We start from the raw sequence: 14797 nt of genomic DNA, 5'->3' as shown, positions 1-14797 counted from the left end.
GACGCCCAAACAAATTGTCGACAGTCAGGGAAAGTATACCTAAAAGGCGGGGAGTCTCAAAAAGCTACTATGCTGACCAGAGAATCTCGTCAGTCTGGCGATCATCAAGATGCTGCTAACAAGCAGTCTCCGCCCTGCCGGTCGAAGGTTGCCTTCCCAATCTGGTGTGCGCCTTTTGTCGAAGCCTGGTTCATCCTCTGGGGAAGCCAAGCGAATATCGACGCTGCCTGAAAACTTACGCGCAAGCGCTCCACACTCTCGGGGCGGCGCTTTCTCGATCGCCCAGAGTAGCCAAGCACCCCTTCTCTATCCCATAGTATTCGTCTTCGCCTATTGCTCCGGAACGGCAGAGGTTTGCGGACGATTTCGTGCTGCTTCGGCAATTTCCGGGATGTATTTCGTCGCCGTGCAGCTTCGGTTCACATTGGCGCGTGCGTCGAATACCTCTTTCTCGCAGACCCGCTTGGCGAGCTCGATAGGCACATGAACTGCCAGAGGCACTTCTACCTCGGATATTCCAAGCTCCCTTGCGACCTGCTGTTTCACTTCGTGCCTGCCAAGCGAAACGTCGACGCCGACATCCTCGGCATCTTCGGTTGTCGATGATGCGCCTTGCCCCGGCAGATCTTGCTGCTCGGTCTGAGCAAATGACTGCACGGCAAAGAGTTGCAACGCGAACACGGCGAGCGGCAAAATTCGTTGGAATACTCTCATGCCCGGCTCCTGCAAGTGCCTTTAACAACGGCAAAGTATTTGAAGCGTTCCAGACGCGGGGATGCGCGCGCTCAGCGGCAGTCGAGGCGGGTTTTTTCTGTTGGCGTGGAACACGGTATGGCGACCGTGGTCGCCGACAGCCGACCGTGCTGGCACATCGGAGTGTAGGAAGTTGGCTACCGAGAAAGAAAAACAAGCCAGAGACGTGTCAAACGCTTTCGGCGGTTTCGCTGAAAGCCGTGACCGACCGGCCGACGATCATCATGCTCGAAGGGGTTGACCGCTTTGTCCGATCTTCTCCGCCGTGCGCAACGTCATTGCGCCGTTCGTGGTTCCAGAATATGCAATCCGATGGCTGAACTCGTCGGGACTCGATAAATGTGAGCGCGGCATCATACTTTGCCTTCAGGACGACTGTTTCTCTGCAATGACCTCTGTCTACGCTCTTCCAGTTCGGTCGGTGTCCATCTGCTCATTCAGACGTCGTTGATAGGCAAAGCCGACAGCCGCGGCGACTGCTAAACCTGCCGCCGCCAGAAGGAGTTTGTCCTCGGTATGCTCATCGCCCGATGCGTCTTGAACAGCTAACGAAGCTTCATCGAAGGGTGCGGATGCTCTTGCGGCAGTCTCGCCCTCGTGCGGCCCAACGCCGCTATGGCGGATACCCGCAGCCAGGCGTTCTGTCTTCTCTTTAACAGTTTCCGTGGCCCCGCCGGTCAACTCGGCAGCTTCGCGTTTTATTTTACCAGCCGTTTCAAGAGCGAAATCACTGACGCTTTCCGCCAAATCACTAGATTGCTCCTTCAGGCGCTCCTTGGCGTACGATAGGTGATCCACCTGCTGCTCGCCGGGTGGCCGGGCTGAATTGGTCCGCAATAAGCTGAACAATCCCGCTCCGACAAGTGCGGTTGCGATCGGCGGACGGCGGAGGAAACGCCACCCCAAACCGGCCCCAATCGCCAAAGCAGCGCTCGGATTGGCAGCCGCCTTTGCCTTGAGATCGTCAATAATCGCCTGCGCCACCGATTGCATTGAGGCTCTTGCTTTCTCCACTAGCGCATCCTTTGCCTCAAGCGCTTCGTGTTTCAAATCGTCGGTAAACTCGGAGAGCATGTTTGGCGACCGAAGTGTCGACAAATCCTCGGCGAGCTTAGCCCGGGCAGCCTCAACTTCGTATTCAAGATGCTCAAGTTGCGGATCGGCCATCATAAATCTCTCTTGCCACCGGGGCGGGCAGGTTTGCTCGACCGAGTGTTGTCCGACCGCTGCGATTTGGCCGTTATTCCTTCCGAAGGGGTGGCGCTGCCCGGTTGCAGCTTGGCGGTGGATGGACCGCTCGATCCACTTGGGCTTGGCGAAGACGGCTGCACGGGTTCACTTGATTGCTCTTCTGATAAGGCGCTTCCAAAGGCGCCCGCAACGTCCCTTGCGACCTCCTTGAGGCCGTCCGAATTCAGCCCACGTTCCTCGGCTGCGCTCTTGAGCCGTTCGCCCGCCTTTGCTGTCGACGACTTCAATCGGTCCCCAGCTTTTTCAGCAGCATCCGTCAATCGCTCTCCTACTGGGCCGAGCGTGCGCCTCTCGACATCGCTGGCCGGTAAAGCAGCAGCTATAGCGGCACCGGCTGCGAAGCCGGCCAGGACAAAAGCCAATGGTTGTTCTTCCACCATGCGGCCAATCGTGTCCTGGAACGTTGATTGGGCTTGCTGCACCACGCGCCCTGACTTCTCGGATACGGTGCGACCGGCCTGTTCTGCGTATGCCGCGGCCGATGATGCGTAGTGACTTGCGGTTTCACTCACCTTCTCCCCAATGCCGGCTAAATTGTCGCGCATGGCCTCTGCTGTCTCGCTAGCCTCTTCCTGCGTTTTTGACGCCCCGCCGCTGGCGGTGCGTACGTGCGGAGCATTTTGGCGCCCGTTGGTTCCACGGGATTGCTCGCGATGCCCGGCACTTGAACCGCGGCTGCGCATTAGCAGCGCGCACCCTGCTGCGACGAGCAGAAGGCCTTCGGGATTGTTCCTAGCGGAGCTGAGAAGCCATTCTTTCGTTCCAAAATCCTGGACCTGTGAATTGCGGCTCATGTTAGTTGCTCCTTGGTTGTCGCAATATCCTGCTTTATCTGGCTTATGGAGTGTGTCGGCAGAAGTTCTTTTTGCGCATCAGCGCGGCCCCTATAGTAGGCGAAAGCAGCGGCAGCCGCCGTTGCGGCCGCGACGATCAGACACGACCAGTGCAGAGCTATCCCTAAGCTCGCGATTCCAAGTACGAGGGCTTGCATTAGAAGCAGAGCGGCGACCACTCCCAGCGCGCCAGCAGCAGACATCCACACACCTGCTTGGAGCTTCGTTGAGACGTTGGCGGACAGCTCCGCATGCGCCAGGCGCAACTCTTTCTGAAAGAGGTCCGCGACGTCCGCCAACACTGCCGACAGTGCTTGAGGGAGAGGCGAATTCTTCAGTTGTTCCTGTGCCATCAGATCAGTTCGCTCCCTGCCGCCTTTCCTTGATGGATTCTGGAGCGGGAGGCGCGCTCTTCAGTGTGCGGAATGTCAAAAAACCCGCTACGGCGGCCAGCCCAAACACCAAACCCGGCTTGCGCCTGGCCAAATCGGACGCTGCAAGAACCAGTTGATCGACGGATCTGTCTCGCAGGTCGTCTGCGTATCCATCAAGCCTATTCGCGAAGGTGCGCACGACCCCAGCGACTATCGGTGCATTTGTGTCGAGGTCCTCGGCCGCACGTTTGGTCGAGCTCGCCAGCTGGCCGATCACCTCGGCGCCGCTGCCGACCTGACGGTCCAACATCTCCTTCACCTGATTGGTCACGGTCGACGCGCCACCAGCGGCCGCCCGTTTGGCGGTTCCCGCTGCCCCTTGTGCTATGTCCGACGCTTTGGATAACGCGCCGCTTACGGTCGCTCCTATGTCTTCCGAGGTACCGTCACCAGCTCTTACCGCAGTCGGGGGACGCCGTTCAGAATTCCGGTTGTTCATGGTTTCCTCCATTCGAGGAGCAAACGGAGGTAAGGCCCGTTGGTTCCCAATGAGCGACTGGCTGGGGTGTCCAAGTTGCATTTTCCAACTCGGTGCGCGCATCGCGTGCCTTTGCATTCGGAATGACGAGTAGCTTGCGGGCGAGCGCAATGCGAATCACCATCTTTTCCTTTCCTGCCTGCTTCAACTCTGATGGAAGGCGCCGGGGTGGGGACCATATCTGGCGACGGTGAGCGCGACGAGGGAGAGGCTGGAGCGCGGACCTTCACGGCCGCCGCGCACCGGTCTTCGACCGCTGCGCCTGCCGCTGTCACTGGCGATCGGCGCCAAGCCTACCAGTTTGGCGATGGCCTTATTGGAAAGGGTGCCAATCTCGGGCAACTCGGCCATCAGGAGTATCGGGCGACACCCTTGACCGAACGGAAGACCTAATCGAGACAGGCCCACAGCGGGTCGTCGTCGATTAGCGAGGCGATCTCGCCCTTCAAGTCGGCGGCTCTGACGCTTGAGCAGAACAATGACCTCGTCGAGGCTGGCGAGGGGTTCGGCATCGGCGACGGCGCTTTTGCGTTGCTTCTGGATGGTGAGATCGCCAGTCACCTGGGCAAGCCGGGCGATCAGCGCCTTGAGCCGTTCTGGCCACGCTCCGCGGCGTTGGTTACAGCCGCTTGACCATGGCGTGCAAAGTGATCTGCGCGCTACGCGTTGCGCTCGTCAAAACGCGACTGCTGGTCGGCGGCATCGGCCGATCCGCCCAGCGTGTCGGCGACCGTGGCACCTCGCGCACCCATCGGCTGCTGCGCACCTGTGGTGGTGTCCATCGCTGTCTGATGCTCCATCTCTGAATTTAGCTCCGCACCTACAACCAGGATAATCACAGAAATCCAAGTCCACATCATCAAGCCGATGACTGCCCCAAGGGCTCCATACGTCGCGTTGTAGTTGGCGAAGTTTTCAAGATAGTAGGAGAATCCTATCGAGACTGCGATCCAGACCACAGCCGCGAGGAAGGCGCCCCATGTCGCCCATTTCCACTTTGCCCTTTCACGGCTGGGCCCGTAGCGGTAAATCAGCGTGGTCCCGACGCCAACCATGATGAGCATCATCGGCCACCGAAGGATCCGCACAAGGGCTTCGATCCAGCCGCCGAGGTTCAGCAGCGCAAGCACGGCCGGCACAATCCCCACCGAGACGATAAAGCCGATGCCAATGAGGATGGCGCCAAGTGTGAAGCCCAAGGCCAGGAGATTCAGGTGGATGAAGCCGCGCTTTTCTCTCTCCTCGTAGGCGATGTTCATGGCTTCGAATAGCGTCTTTATGCCGTTACTGGCGCTCCACAGTGTGACGGCAAGGCCGAAGATGAAGCCGAAGCTGAGCGCGCCAGTCTTCTGAGCGGCTAAGGACGCAAGCTGAGATCTGATGATATCCAGACCTCCCGAGGGCAGTACGCCGCCAAGGAACGCAACGTGCTCAGCGATGGTCTGAGGATCGGCGACGAAACCGTAGATGGACACGAAGGCGGCAAGCGCTGGAAAGAGGGCAAGAAGCAGATAGAATGCGGCCCCGGCCGCGATAAGCATAACACGGTCCTCTGTGAGCTCAGCGAAGACCCGCCACAGCACGTCCTTCCAGCCGCGGCCAGGAATCTCTGACGGCCATTCGGCATTGCGTCCGCGGCCCTCCGGGTCGGGCGGCCGCTCAAGTTGCACTTTACCTTCGTAAGGGTCCTCGGTTGTTTTCTTCGACATGGCCGCCGGTCCGGAGCACCTTCGTCGCGGGGAAACGTATAATAGCGCCAAAGGATGCAGGTGCAGACCTGCGCTTGCAAAATAACATCCCGGCTGCAGAAACACTGGCGTCATCCCACTTGGACCTTCGGCTCCCATGCCCATCTGCCGGGGGGATGCGACGGCTGAGCGTGCATGTTGTCGGGACGACGCAGCCTGATCTAAATCCTCATTGCGCTGGATCAGTTTTAGGACACCCGCGTTTCCAGCCATGATCTCACTCGCGCCTGAACATCAGTTCGTCGACGCCGGAAGCATTCGGCTTCATGTCGTTCAGGCCGGGCCTGCCGGGGGTAAGCCGGTCATGCTCCTGCACGGCTTCCCGGACTTCTGGATCGGCTGGAGACGGCAGATCGGTACGCTCGCTTCCGCCGGATATCGGGTCATCGTTCCCGACCAGAGGGGCTACAACACCAGCGACAAGCCAGAGGGCATCCGCGAGTACACGCTCCCCAAGCTCCTCGGCGATGTCGTCGCCCTGGCCGACGCGCTCGGCATCGGAAGGTTTCACCTCGTCGGCCATGACTGGGGCGGCATCGTCGCTTGGGCCGCCGGGGCAAAGTTGACTCATCGCCTGGACAAGCTCGTCATCCTGAATGCGCCACATCCCGAGGTGCTGTTTACCCATGCCCTACGATCTCCGACGCAGTTTCTGCGGAGCAGTTACGCGGTTTTCTTCCAGATCCCCTTGCTGCCCGAAGCCGTTTTGGGTGCGCGCCGCTCGGCCTTGCTCGCACGAGCACTCAGGACATCCAGCCGCGATGGTCGGGCAGTGATCCTCGCCCGGGCGGTTGACGACCCTGCGTTTTCCGATGAGGTGCTGGAACAGACGCGTGCCTGGATTTACGCAGGGCTTGATCAACAGTCAGCCAGCTAGTCACGGTTTCGACGTCGAATACCAACTGGGCACGTATATCGGTCTGGTCGACCATGCTACTTCAAACGCTCGTCGGTTCCGTGACAAACTTCTGATCGCCGGTCCTGGATCGTGGAAGGGATATGGTATGGTGGATTCTGATCGGATCGACAACCTGATCGCAGCGGTGCCCCCCGCCTTGGCGCTTCGCGCCGGGCTGGACCTCGGCATCTTCACCGGGCTCGGTGGCAGCGCGATGACTGCTGACAGCCTTGGGGCCGCGCCCTCTACGCGCTCGCCAGCATTGGTCTCCTCGAAGTCAAGGATGGTCAATTCGCAACGGAGCCGAAGCGTCAGCCTTCCTCGACGCGTCCAAGCCGACATATCGCGCCGGCGATCATGCGCTCCTGCTCGAGCTCTGGCGAGCCGATCTACTGACCGCGGAGTCGCTGCGACAGAACCGGCCGGCTGCGCTGCACGACTTTTCCGAAGCGGGGCCCGAGGCCGCGGCGGCCTTCAGCCGCATGCTCGCACCGGGCGGGGTGATTTTCGGCCGACATCTGGCCCGGGCGATGGACCTCTCGGCGATCGGTTCGGTGATCGACATCGGCGGGGGCCGCGGGACCATTCTCGTCGGACTTCGCGAGCAGCGGCCGCAGATTGCGGCGACGCTGATGGAACTGCCAACGGTCGCAGCGGTCGCGCCAGATATCCTGTCAGAATACGGTGCCGACGACGTGGTTGTCGAAGAGGGGGACATAACTGTCGCGCCATCGATCGGTCGGCACGATCTGGCGATCCTGAAGGCCGTCGTCCAGGTCCTTCCGCCGGACCAGGCGCGCAGTTCGATCCTGAACGCGGCGCGTTGCCTAACACTCGGAGGCGAGATCGCAATTGCGGGGCCGGGCGTCGTCGATGACGACCGCCTTGGCCCGCCTGAGGGTGTCTTTCTGAATCTCACCTTCTTGAACCTCTACCGCCACGGTGAATCGTACACTGAAGGTCAATATCGCGCATGGATGACCGAGGCTGGATTCCGGGATATCTCCAGGTCGCGCCTGACGGACGGCTCCACGTTGTTTCGTGCGCGCCTCACGGGCTGATCGTGGCTGAACAGTTGGTTTTGGATCTCCGAGGCGCCCCGACCCTATCCGGGCAGCCCACAACCTCAGCGTCGAGAGCATTGCTTGTCCTGCGTCAACCCGGAGAGAGCCATATCTCGCGCGGTACGTCCCCGGGGCTGGTCGGCTTGTCGCGCCCTGTCGTGCGTTCCTTCAGCCGCGCGAGGTAGGCGCGGGCGGCTGACCTGTCGCGTGCGTCCGTTCAGCCGTCCTTGAGTGCTTCGTCCAGTGCCGTCGTCTGGGCGTTGACGAAGGCCCGGGAGATGGCGGCTTTCGCTTCGATGGAGTCGAAGTTGTGGTAGGCGCCGGGCACTACGTGCAGGGTGCTGGCGACGCCGGCCTGCTGCAGTCGCCGGGCGTAGGTGACGTCCTCGTCGTGGAACAGGTCGTTGGTGCCGACGCCGATCCATGCGGGCGGCAGGCCGGAGAGGTCGTCGTAGCGGGCCGGGCGGCCAGCGGGGGCACGTTGCCGTCCGCGGTGGTGGGGCCGAGGTAGGAGCGCCAGCCGAACCGGTTGCTGGCCGGGCTCCAGAGGCGGAGCCGCCGCGGGTCGATGTCGGTGCGGGTGGTGGTCCGGTCATCCAGCATTGGGTAGGACAGCAGTTGCAGAACCGGATGGATCACGCCACGTTCCTTCGCCAGCAGCGCCAGCGCGGCGGCCAGACCGCCGCCGGCGCTGGCGGCACCGATGGCGATGCGTGCGGGGTCGATGTCGGGTAGCCCAGCTGCACCTGCGGCAAATGAGCAGGACGTCTGTGGACCGCATCTGGACGGCCGGCGATCGCGCATCTTTGATGCTTGGCGGCCGGCACATCCGCCCAGGCCGAGGCTGTCGCTCCCAACTTGCTTGCCGCTGAACTCTGTAGCACATTCAGACGGACCGTGTGCTTCGTCCGGAGGTGCCCCGCCGATCGTGAGGATGATCTGGACGTCAGCGGGCTGATCACCCACCGCGTCGGCATTCACTACAGGCTAGGGGGAGGTCCGACAAGCGGGACAGCCAATTGCGCGATTTGGCGCTTACGCAATGATGGCCAAGGCGTCCGCAAAGAAGCCTTCGCCACCGAAATTGCCTGATTTGAGGGCCAGCGCCATTTCGCCGTACTGAGTTCCCAATGTTCGCAACACGGGTACGCCCGCCGCGATTTCCGTGCCTAATTCGAACGCCGGAATCGCCAGGCGATCGACGACCGCGCCAGATGTCTCGCCACCGGCAACGACCAGCCTGCGGACTCCCAGCTCGACCAGCCCCCCTGCAATCATCGCGAGGGTGCGCTCGATAGTGTGGCCGGCCGCCTCCCGTCCATGGCGCTCCTGGAGCCTGGAAACCTCATCCGGGGGCGCGCTGCTGGAGATCAGAATAGGACCTTTGGTAAGGTGCTCCGTCGCCCAAGTGAGGGCACGTTCTACTGTCTCCGAAGGATCGGTTACCAGCTTTTCCGGATCAAGCCTCAGTACAGGCATGGTCTGCTCGGCTTTGGCAATCTGCGCCAGCGTCGCCCGTGAGCAGCTGCCGGCAAGGCACGCTGCCGGACCTCCGATCGGTTGTTCACGAATGGTTACCCTTTGTTGGCGCCGTGCGGTGCCGGCGGCGATCAGGCCGCGAGCGAGGCCCAATCCCAGCCCGGACGCTCCGACCGACAGGCGCTGGGCTAACGCTGCCGTGCCGATTGCTTCGAGGTCCGTCTCGAAGACGGCGTCGGCAATAGCCGCTCCGGTCCCGCTGGTAGAAAGCAGCTCTAGTCTAGTGCGGATTGCATCCGCGCCCTGAGCAACTGTAGCGAGCTCGACAAGTCCAACTGCCGCGGTGCTCTGCCGAGCCAGCACGCGGACCAGATTGGCATCGCGCATGGGATTGAGAGGATGATCCCTGAGCGAGCTCTCATTCAGCGGAACCGCACCGACGAATAGATTGCCCTTGTAGACGGTGCGATCGGTTTCAGGAAAGGCCGGTGTTACAAGGACGGATGTTTCAAGGGCATCAGCGCGCAAGGCATCGAGAACCGGGCCGATATTGCCTGCATCGGTAGAATCGAAGGTCGAGCAGATCTTGTACATCACGTGCGCCGCGCCGCGGGTGCGGAGCCAATCTTGGGCAGCGCGGGCTCGTTCAACCGCATCAGATGCGCCAACCGAACGGATTTTCAGCGAGATGACGATAGCATCGACTTCGGGTAGCGGCAGGTCAGCCGATGGAATCCCGATGGTCTGAACCGTACGTAAGCCTTGTTTCGCCAGGGTGTTCGCCAAGTCTGACGCGCCGGTATAGTCGTCCGCTATGCAACCAAGGGCGAGGGTCATAGAAGAGATCCAACAGCTTTTGAGACCCGGTCCTGCTCCACGGCAAAGGAGGCGAACCAGCCGAGCCCGTCAAGCGTCTTGGCCTTGGGACGATATTCGCAGCCAACAAAACCGCCATAGCCCAGCCGGTCCAACTCCGCGAAGATGAATCGATCGTCAAGTTCTTCACAGGTGGGTTCGTGCCTAGAGGGCACGCTTGCGATCTGGATGTGGCCAATAATCGGCAACAGGCTCCGCAGAGCCATGGTGACATCCCCATGCAGGATCTGACGGTGGTAGATGTCGAACTGAAGCTTGAGATTGGGCAGCGCAAGGTCGTGGATCAGCGATTCCGCAAAGGCGAAATCGTTCAGAAAATAGCCCGGCATGTCGCGGCCATTGATCGGTTCGATCACCAGGTCCATGCCGCGATCCGCCAGTTTTTCGGCGGTCCAGGTCAACGCTTCTCGATAGGCATCGACGGCGCCCTTGTCCTCGCGCGAGCCGAGCCCGGACATCAGATGGAGGCGCTGTGCGGCGGTGGCTTCGGCGTAAGAGAGCGCGGTCTCCACGCCGGCCTTTAGCTCATCGAAGCGCTCGGGCAACGCGGCAAGGCCGCGTTCACCTGCGGCCCAATCGCCAGACGGGAGATTGAACAGGGCCTGGGTCAGACCGTTCCGCGCCAGGCGCTCGCCGATCGCTTCCGGCGTGTGCTCGTAAGGGAACAGGAACTCTACCGCCGTGAAGCCGGCGGCCGCGGCCGCTTCAAACCGGTCGAGGAATGGCCATTCGTTGAACATCATGGTCAGATTGGCGGCGAAGCGAGGCATGATCATGCGTTCCTGGTCAGGGTTGCGTTGTGCCGGGCAGATCGATGCCGGTGATGCGGGCGTAGACCCGGGCGACCGAGGCATCGTCGTCGCGTCCCATTCCGCCAGCCGACGTCATCAGGAACATCTGCAGCGCGGCGGCTGCAACCGGCACCGGGTATTTGGCGCTGCGGGCCATGTCCTGGATGATGCCGAGATCCTTGACGAAGATATCGACCGCGCTGCGCTGCGTGTAGTCTCCGTCGAGCACGTGCGGCATCCGGTTCTCGAACATCCAGGAGTTGCCGGCCGAGGCCGTAATCACCTCGTAGACCTTGCGGAGGTCTAGCCCCTGGCGGGCGGCAAACACGATGGCTTCGCTCGCTGCGGCGATATGTACGCCAGCGAGCAACTGATTAATCATCTTGAATGCGGCGCCGGTGCCCGGTTCGTCCCCCAGTTCATAGAGTTTGGCTGCCATGGCATCGAGCAACGGGCGCGCCTTTGCGAACGCGGCAGGGCTGCCGGACGCGAGAATGGTGAGGGCGCCTTCCGCGGCCCGGACCGAGCCGCCACTGATTGGCGCGTCGAGATAGAGCCGCCCCGTCTCTTCCAGGCGGGCCGCGAACTTGCGTGCGAGATCGGGGTCCATCGTGGCCGAGGAGACGAAGACCGCTCCTTCGGGCAGTGTCTCGCCAACGCCATGCTCACCAAAAAGGATGGCTTCGGTTTGTGCCGCGTTGACGACGACCGAAACCACGACATCCGCATCCTGAGCCGCCTGGGCGGGGGTCGAAGCACCCCGCCCGCCTTGGGCGACGAAACGCGTAACCGCAGCTTCATCGACGTCGAAGCCGGTCACCTCGAATGCTGCGCGCTGCAGCGACTGGGCCATCCCGAACCCCATCGAGCCGAGGCCGATCACGGCGACCCTGGTCGCTTTGGTCACCGCGGGGTTTTCCCTTTGCACAGCCTGAACAGTCATCATGGAAACTCCATTTTCCGTCGGTGTCATCACTTGTTGACCAGCTTGGCGGGCGTCGTCAGCACCAGGATCGCGCCGGCCACGAGGATGGCGGCGAGCGCGTACATGGCGACGTGCGTCGTCCCGGTCAGGTCCTTGAGGTAGCCCACAAGGTAGGGACTGGCGAAGCCGGCCAGATTGCCTACCGAATTGATCAGCGCAATGCCCGCTGCGGCGCCGGTTCCCCCCAGAAAGGCTGTCGGCAAAGACCAGAAGAGCGGCGCGCAGGTGATTGCTCCAGCCGCTGCCAGCGACAGGAAGGCGATGGCGATCGTCGGGTTCGAGGACGTTGCGGCGACGATAAAGCCGACGGCTCCGAGCAGCGCCGGCACGACCAGGTGCCAGCGGCGCTCGCGGTGCCAGTCGGCGCTGCGACCGAACAGGTTCATGGTGACGACGGCACAGATGAATGGGATGGCGCTGATCAGCCCGATGTTGAGATTGCCGGTGACGCCGGTCGCCTTGACCAGGGTCGGCATCCAGAACGTCAGCCCGTATTGGCCCATCACGAAGCAGAAATAGATCAGGCACATCAGCCAGATGCGGCCGTCGCGGAATACCCCGGCGACCGAATGCGCTTCCTCCTTGCGGCGTTCCTCGCGCTCGATCTCTTCTTCGAGCACCCGCTTTTCCGCTTCGCTCAGCCACTTGGCGTCACGGATGCCATTGTCGAGGAAGAAGAAGACGGCGATGCCGAGCAGCACAGCGGGAACCGCCTCGATGAGGAACATCCACTGCCAGCCGGCAAGACCGCTATCGCCGTGGAACGAATCCATGATCCAGCCGGAAAGCGGGTTGCCGAAGATGCCGGATATCGGAATTGCGGACATGAAGACAGCGATGATCTTGGCGCGGCGGTGCGAAGGATACCAATAGGTCAGGAAAAGAATTATCCCCGGATAGAAGCCTGCCTCGGCAACGCCCAACAGGAAGCGCAGCAAATAGAACATCGGAGCCGATTCGACGAACATGAAGCCTGCCGAGATCAGACCCCAGGTGATCATGATGCGCGCGATCCACATGCGCGCACCAACCTTGTGCAGGATGATGTTGCTCGGCACCTCAAACAGAAAATAGCCGATGAAAAAGATGCCGGCGCCGAGGCCGTAGACCGTTTCGCTGAAGCCGAGTTCGGCGGACATGTCGAGCTTGGCGAAGCCGACATTGACGCGGTCTAGATAGGCGACGACGTAACACAGCATCAGAAACGGCACGATTCGCCAGAAGACCTTGCTGTAGGCGATTCTTCGGGTCTCGATTCCTGCCACTGTTTCAGCTGGCAGCGTTGGGGTGAGCACCGTCATTTCATTCCTCCCTGATTGAGGGCGTTCGTCGCTAGTTTCGCGCCACTCATCCTCACTTTTGGCAGCGCTTGCATTGACGGATAACATGGATTGGCAGCGCTGCCAACAGAAAAGTGGCAGCGCTGCCAAAAGTTTGTTGAGTTGGCCACTGCGACGTGCCAAAATGGGGCGGCCAGACAGCTCAGAGGCGGCGGTGGATTAGGGGCTCGGAAATGGTCGACCAAATAGCCGAGGGATGGGAGCGGTGCCGATGATTACCCTCACCGACGTCGCGCGCGCAGCCGGCGTTGGCGAGAGCACCGCCTCGCGCGTGCTACGGGGGCATGGATCCTTCTCGGCAAAGACGCGCGAGAGCGTTCTCAATGCCGCGACAAGCCTCGGCTATGTGCCGAACCGCATTGCCGGAACGCTGGCTTCCACCGGTTCCAGGCTCGTAGGGATTGTCATCCCCTCGCTCAGCAACATCGTCTTTCCCGACATGCTGCGGGGGGCGAACACAGTCCTCGTCGGCGCCGGCTTTCAACCCGTCATCGCGGTAACCGACTATGAATTAGGACGTGAGGAGAGCCTCATCGAGTCGCTGCTGAGCTGGCGCCCCGCCGGCGTCATGGTAGCGGGGCTCGAACACACCGAGCGCGCGGGCGCAATGCTGCGCAACTCTGGTATCCGCGTCGCCGAACTGCTCGATACCGACGGCGACGGTATCGACATCGTCGTCGGCTTTTCCAACCGCGAGGCGGGACGCGCCACCGCGGGCCATCTGGTTTCGCGCGGCTACCGGCAGATCGGCTATGTCGGCCACGACCTTAACCGCGACCTGCGCGCCGCCAAGCGCTTCGCAGGATTTCGCTCGGCACTTGTCGAGGCAGGCCTCGATCTCGCCGGAGAAGAAATCATTCCTGCCTCGTCTTCGATCCAAGCTGGGCGCGACGGGCTGGCGCGCCTCCTGGAGTGCAGCACGAATTTGGACGCTGTCTACTTTTCCAACGACGACATGGCGATCGGCGGCTATTTCCACTGCCTCACCCGCGGCATCACCATCCCCGACCGGCTGGCGATCTTCGGCTATAATGGTCTCGACGTGGCGCGCAGCGCCCCGCAGCCGCTGTCGACTATTCTCACGCCCCGCGTCGCCATAGGGGAGATGGGCGCGCGGCTGGTGTGCTCTGACGGACCACCGACGGTGGTCGATCTCGGGTTCGAACTGGTCGAGGGAGACACGACATGACCGACGTGAGGTTGAGGGAAGAGATCTGCCGGTTCGGGCGTTCGCTGTTCGAGCGCGGTCTGACGCCGGGATCGTCAGGCAATATCAGCCTGCGGCTGGATGACGGTGGCTGGCTGGTCACGCCCACCAATGCTTCGCTGGGATTTCTCGATCCCGCCCGCATTGCCCGCCTCGACGCACAGGGAAAACTTGTCTCGGGCGATGCTCCGACCAAGGAAATTCCCTTGCACACGGCTCTCTATGAGACGCGGGCAGGGGCCCGCGCCATAGTTCATTTGCATTCGACCCATGCAGTGGCCATCACCATGCTGCCCGAAATCGATCCCAAGGCGGTATTGCCGCCGATGACGCCCTATTATCTGATGCGGGCCGGCCAGACGGCGCTGGTTCCCTACTTCCGCCCCGGAGACCCGGCTGTCGCGGATGCGATCAAGGGCCTTGCCGGACGCTACTCCTCAGTGCTGCTGGCAAACCACGGTCCCGTGGTCGCGGGCGTAACGCTCGAGGCGGCCGTATTCGCCACCGAAGAGCTGGAGGAGACTGCAAAACTCTATCTGCTGTTGCGCGGCCTAAACCCCCGCTACCTTTCGCCGGAGCAGGTCAGCGATCTCGTTCGGGTTTTTGGGCTGACTTTGCCGAGGCATGACGAGCATGGCCATTAAGCAAGCCGTCTTGTCG

At 61.7% G+C, this 14797-nt stretch carries 15 protein-coding genes and 2 pseudogenes; 4 read left to right on the top strand and 13 right to left on the bottom strand.

Features of this window, described 5'->3' with window-relative positions; all coding sequences use genetic code 11:
- Positions 1-330: 330 nt before the first annotated feature.
- The 7 genes and pseudogenes from NKI47_RS29860 to NKI47_RS29830 all read right to left on the bottom strand — a co-directional run bounded on the left by NKI47_RS29860 (position 331) and on the right by NKI47_RS29830 (position 5458).
- The gene (locus NKI47_RS29860) at positions 331-714 is read right to left on the bottom strand and encodes a hypothetical protein (protein ID WP_352594619.1); all 384 of its coding nucleotides are present in this window, start codon (positions 712-714) and stop codon (positions 331-333) included.
- A 438-nt stretch (positions 715-1152) separates the two neighbouring features.
- A complete protein-coding gene (locus NKI47_RS29855) occupies positions 1153-1923 on the bottom strand; it encodes a hypothetical protein (RefSeq protein ID WP_352594617.1) in 771 nt (256 codons plus the stop codon).
- Complete coding sequence (locus tag NKI47_RS29850; RefSeq protein ID WP_352594615.1) at positions 1920-2798, bottom strand: hypothetical protein; 879 nt, start codon at positions 2796-2798, stop codon at positions 1920-1922. The genes NKI47_RS29855 and NKI47_RS29850 overlap by 4 nt, the downstream gene beginning before the upstream one ends.
- Positions 2795-3190, bottom strand: a complete 396-nt coding sequence (locus NKI47_RS29845; protein WP_352594613.1) for a phage holin family protein — start codon at positions 3188-3190, stop codon at positions 2795-2797. Before NKI47_RS29845 ends, NKI47_RS29850 begins: the two co-directional genes overlap by 4 nt.
- Before the next feature lie 4 nt (positions 3191-3194).
- Complete coding sequence (locus tag NKI47_RS29840) at positions 3195-3542, bottom strand: hypothetical protein (protein WP_352594611.1); 348 nt, start codon at positions 3540-3542, stop codon at positions 3195-3197.
- 241 nt (positions 3543-3783) lie between these two features.
- Positions 3784-4346, bottom strand: a pseudogene (locus NKI47_RS29835) (transposase); the annotation flags it as partial.
- A gap of 62 nt (positions 4347-4408) precedes the next feature.
- On the bottom strand, positions 4409-5458 hold the full coding sequence (locus NKI47_RS29830; protein ID WP_352594607.1) for a YihY/virulence factor BrkB family protein: 1050 nt from the start codon (positions 5456-5458) through the stop codon (positions 4409-4411).
- Between the two features lie 250 nt (positions 5459-5708).
- On the opposite strand from NKI47_RS29830, the gene NKI47_RS29825 reads away from it, so the two are divergent.
- Together NKI47_RS29825 and NKI47_RS29820 are read left to right on the top strand one after the other, a co-directional pair.
- Entirely contained in the window at positions 5709-6374 is a 666-nt protein-coding gene (locus tag NKI47_RS29825; RefSeq protein WP_352594605.1) for an alpha/beta fold hydrolase, read from the top strand.
- A gap of 503 nt (positions 6375-6877) precedes the next feature.
- Positions 6878-7456: a methyltransferase gene (locus tag NKI47_RS29820; RefSeq protein ID WP_352594603.1), complete on the top strand. Its 579-nt coding sequence runs from the start codon at positions 6878-6880 to the stop codon at positions 7454-7456.
- A gap of 220 nt (positions 7457-7676) precedes the next feature.
- On the opposite strand, the gene NKI47_RS29815 is transcribed toward NKI47_RS29820, so the two are convergent.
- From NKI47_RS29815 to NKI47_RS29790, 6 genes and pseudogenes are all read right to left on the bottom strand, one after another.
- Complete coding sequence (locus NKI47_RS29815) at positions 7677-7979, bottom strand: alpha/beta hydrolase fold domain-containing protein (RefSeq protein ID WP_352594649.1); 303 nt, start codon at positions 7977-7979, stop codon at positions 7677-7679.
- Positions 7964-8263: pseudogene (locus tag NKI47_RS29810) on the bottom strand (alpha/beta hydrolase fold domain-containing protein); the annotation flags it as partial. The gene NKI47_RS29815 and the pseudogene NKI47_RS29810, both read right to left, overlap by 16 nt.
- Positions 8264-8494: 231 nt before the next feature.
- Positions 8495-9775, bottom strand: a complete 1281-nt coding sequence (otnK, locus tag NKI47_RS29805; RefSeq protein WP_352594601.1) for a 3-oxo-tetronate kinase — start codon at positions 9773-9775, stop codon at positions 8495-8497.
- Positions 9772-10584, bottom strand: coding sequence for a 2-oxo-tetronate isomerase (gene otnI / locus NKI47_RS29800; RefSeq protein WP_352594599.1), 813 nt, complete (start codon positions 10582-10584; stop codon positions 9772-9774). The genes otnK and otnI overlap by 4 nt, the downstream gene beginning before the upstream one ends.
- Positions 10585-10600: 16 nt before the next feature.
- The gene (ltnD, locus tag NKI47_RS29795; protein WP_352594647.1) at positions 10601-11548 is read right to left on the bottom strand and encodes an L-threonate dehydrogenase; all 948 of its coding nucleotides are present in this window, start codon (positions 11546-11548) and stop codon (positions 10601-10603) included.
- 29 nt (positions 11549-11577) lie between these two features.
- Entirely contained in the window at positions 11578-12891 is a 1314-nt protein-coding gene (locus tag NKI47_RS29790; RefSeq protein ID WP_352594597.1) for an MFS transporter, read from the bottom strand.
- Between the two features lie 250 nt (positions 12892-13141).
- Here NKI47_RS29790 and NKI47_RS29785 point away from each other — a divergent pair, with 250 nt between their 5' ends.
- Positions 13142-14119 (top strand): LacI family DNA-binding transcriptional regulator, encoded by a 978-nt coding sequence (locus NKI47_RS29785; protein ID WP_352594595.1) that lies wholly within the window; start codon positions 13142-13144, stop codon positions 14117-14119.
- Entirely contained in the window at positions 14116-14781 is a 666-nt protein-coding gene (otnC, locus tag NKI47_RS29780) for a 3-oxo-tetronate 4-phosphate decarboxylase (RefSeq protein WP_352594593.1), read from the top strand. Before NKI47_RS29785 ends, otnC begins: the two co-directional genes overlap by 4 nt.
- The last annotated feature ends 16 nt before the right edge of the window (positions 14782-14797 follow it).

The sequence above is a fragment of the Mesorhizobium sp. M0633 genome (assembly GCF_040320645.1).
In the GTDB taxonomy this organism is placed as follows: Bacteria; Pseudomonadota; Alphaproteobacteria; order Rhizobiales; family Rhizobiaceae; genus Mesorhizobium.
This window is presented reverse-complemented; position numbering and strand designations above follow the sequence as displayed.

Excerpts from the sequence above, each read along its gene's own strand:
- NKI47_RS29860 (WP_352594619.1), bottom strand. The coding sequence starts at position 714 with ATGAGAGTATTCCAACGAATTTTGCCGCTCGCCGTGTTCGCGTTGCAA.
- NKI47_RS29855 (WP_352594617.1), bottom strand. The coding sequence starts at position 1,923 with ATGATGGCCGATCCGCAACTTGAGCATCTTGAATACGAAGTTGAGGCT.
- NKI47_RS29850 (WP_352594615.1), bottom strand. The coding sequence starts at position 2,798 with ATGAGCCGCAATTCACAGGTCCAGGATTTTGGAACGAAAGAATGGCTT.
- NKI47_RS29845 (WP_352594613.1), bottom strand. The coding sequence starts at position 3,190 with ATGGCACAGGAACAACTGAAGAATTCGCCTCTCCCTCAAGCACTGTCG.
- NKI47_RS29830 (WP_352594607.1), bottom strand. The coding sequence starts at position 5,458 with ATGTCGAAGAAAACAACCGAGGACCCTTACGAAGGTAAAGTGCAACTT.
- NKI47_RS29825 (WP_352594605.1), top strand. The coding sequence starts at position 5,709 with ATGATCTCACTCGCGCCTGAACATCAGTTCGTCGACGCCGGAAGCATT.
- NKI47_RS29820 (WP_352594603.1), top strand. The coding sequence starts at position 6,878 with ATGCTCGCACCGGGCGGGGTGATTTTCGGCCGACATCTGGCCCGGGCG.
- otnK (WP_352594601.1), bottom strand. The coding sequence starts at position 9,775 with ATGACCCTCGCCCTTGGTTGCATAGCGGACGACTATACCGGCGCGTCA.
- otnI (WP_352594599.1), bottom strand. The coding sequence starts at position 10,584 with ATGCCTCGCTTCGCCGCCAATCTGACCATGATGTTCAACGAATGGCCA.
- ltnD (WP_352594647.1), bottom strand. The coding sequence starts at position 11,548 with ATGACTGTTCAGGCTGTGCAAAGGGAAAACCCCGCGGTGACCAAAGCG.
- NKI47_RS29790 (WP_352594597.1), bottom strand. The coding sequence starts at position 12,891 with ATGACGGTGCTCACCCCAACGCTGCCAGCTGAAACAGTGGCAGGAATC.
- NKI47_RS29785 (WP_352594595.1), top strand. The coding sequence starts at position 13,142 with ATGATTACCCTCACCGACGTCGCGCGCGCAGCCGGCGTTGGCGAGAGC.
- otnC (WP_352594593.1), top strand. The coding sequence starts at position 14,116 with ATGACCGACGTGAGGTTGAGGGAAGAGATCTGCCGGTTCGGGCGTTCG.